General features: G+C 66.6%; 2 protein-coding genes and 1 pseudogene. 1 reads left to right on the plus strand and 2 read right to left on the minus strand.

Annotated elements, in window-relative coordinates:
- Window positions 1–274 (plus strand): annotated as a pseudogene (locus ABTZ58_RS40010) (amino acid transporter); the annotation flags it as partial.
- A 115-nt stretch (window positions 275–389) separates the two neighbouring features.
- On the opposite strand, the gene ABTZ58_RS40015 reads toward ABTZ58_RS40010, so the two are convergent.
- Together ABTZ58_RS40015 and ABTZ58_RS40020 are read right to left on the minus strand one after the other, a co-directional pair.
- Window positions 390–1204, minus strand: a protein-coding gene (locus ABTZ58_RS40015) for an IS5 family transposase (protein ID WP_351368431.1) whose coding sequence is annotated in 2 segments (ribosomal slippage) — window positions 390–862 and window positions 862–1204 — 816 coding nt in all. Because the reading frame shifts where the segments join, the coding sequence is not laid out codon by codon here.
- 484 nt (window positions 1205–1688) lie between these two features.
- The coding region (locus tag ABTZ58_RS40020) for a DUF4383 domain-containing protein (RefSeq protein WP_351368428.1) at window positions 1689–1983 on the minus strand (295 nt) is incomplete at its 5' end.

A 1983-nucleotide genomic window follows, 5' to 3' on the forward strand; every position in this document is an offset into this window, starting at 1 on the left:
CACCGTCCACGGTGTGGAGGTCGACGGCCACCGCATCCTGCGCGCACAGGCCCCGGCCGCGCCTAACGCCATCGCCGCGGTCCTGCTGGCCCTGCACGACGCCACCGGGGTACGGCCGCACTGCTATTTCGCCTGGGCCGAAGGCAGCCCCCTGAAGCACATGTTCCGCTACTTCCTGCTCGGCCGCGGCGACACCGCCCCGGTCACCCGCGAGATCATCCGCAGCAACGAGCCCGACCCCGACCGCCGCCCCGGCATCCACGTCGGCGGCTGAACCCTGACCTTGGTGCGGAGGAGAAGGCCAAAGCGCCCATCAATGAAAGGGGGGCGGCGCAAATGACGAACGCCGGCGACCCGTTCCACAAGATCCGACGCACTCAGACGGTGTCCTACATGGTCAGTTTGAGGAGCCGTTTGTAGCAGCAGAGGGCGGATGCCAGTCCGAGAAAGGCCAGGTAGTTGCGGGGATGGCGCTCGTAGCGGTGGGTGAGACGGCGGTAGCCGGTCAGCCACGACATGGTGCGCTCGATGACCCACCTGCGTCGGCCGAGCCGTTCGCTGGAGTCGATGCCCTTGCGGGCGATCCGGACGCCGATGCGCTTGCCCCATGACCATCGCCGCAGGTGGGGCACGTCGTACGCCTTGTCAGCGTGCAGACGCTGGGGTTTGGAATCGGCTGCGTGGGATTCGTGTCCCATGTGGAAATGGGACAGCATCGGCTTCAGGGCCTGGCTGTCGTGGGTGTTGGCCGCGGTGACGCCGACGCGTAGAGGCAGTCCGTTCGCGTCGGACAGGACGTGCATCTTGGAACCGGGCTTACCCCGGTCCACGGGGCTCGGACCTGCAAGTTCGCCCCCCTTTTAGCGCGCACGTGCGTGGAGTCGAGGACCACACGGGACAAGCCGACCAAGTTCCGCTCGTCCAGGAGCTGCAGGACCTTTTGATGCAGCCGTCCCCAGACTCCCGCACGCGACCAGATGGCGAAGCGGCGGTGCACGGTCGACTTCGACGCTCCGAAGCACGGCGGCAATGCCCGCCAGGCGCAGCCGCTGACCAACACGTAGATGATCGCGGCGAAGACCGCCTCATCATCGATGTTCGCGACCCCGCCCCCTTGCGGCCGCACCCGCGCCGGCGGCAGCAACGGCCTCGCGATCTCCCACAAGCCGTCCGGAACGATCCATCCCCACCGCCCACTCCCCATGCCCGGCACAACCGCCAACTGGCCATGTAGGCACGGTCTCAGTACGTCCTTCTTCTCCTCATGGCCGTCTTGGGAACCGTCGGGTTCTTCGCCGGTTCGATGTGGCTGCTGGGGTTCGCCGCTTGGGCGCTGATCGCCGCCGGCCTCATCGAAATGATCTACCGTCCCTGACGGACGAGCTGATCGCAGCACACGCTGATACGAAGCACTGCCCGCTTTATGGCCCCTGCGGGCGGCCCGGATGGGGGAGGGGGCGATCACCGCCCGCGACCAGTGCAGCTTGTTCTTTGACCGCAGCTTGTTTCAGCAGCTGGTGAAGCCGGTAAGCCTTGGCGTTCATGGTCAGACGCCGCCATCGCGTGACCCCGGAGTCGAAACCCGCTCATCGAGCAGGTGCGTCCCCGCTTGCGGTAAGCACAAGATCGGTCGCTCCGGCCCGCACGGCTGGCGGGTGCTTGCTGTCGATGTGCCATGGTGCTGCCGGTCATACGGCAGTCCGGGTCGTGTGCCGTCCCCGGGTGAGCAGGGCACCAAGTGCGATCATGCCTAGGCCCAGAAGCAGGTGCAGCCAGTTGTCGGCGGTGTTGACGGGGACGAAGTTGGCGGCGCTGTCGTGATCGATGAGCACGCCGTACAGCCACAGGACCAGGTAGATGGCGCCGCCGGCGAGGAGGTAGAGCCGTGCTTGTGCTGCGGTGCGTGACAGTGCCAGTCCGGCGACGCCGAAGGCGAGATGGACGAGGTTGTGCAGGATGGACACTTGGAAGATGCCCAGCAGT

Source organism: Streptomyces sp. NPDC094143, assembly GCF_040303825.1.
GTDB lineage: Bacteria > Actinomycetota > Actinomycetes > Streptomycetales > Streptomycetaceae > Streptomyces.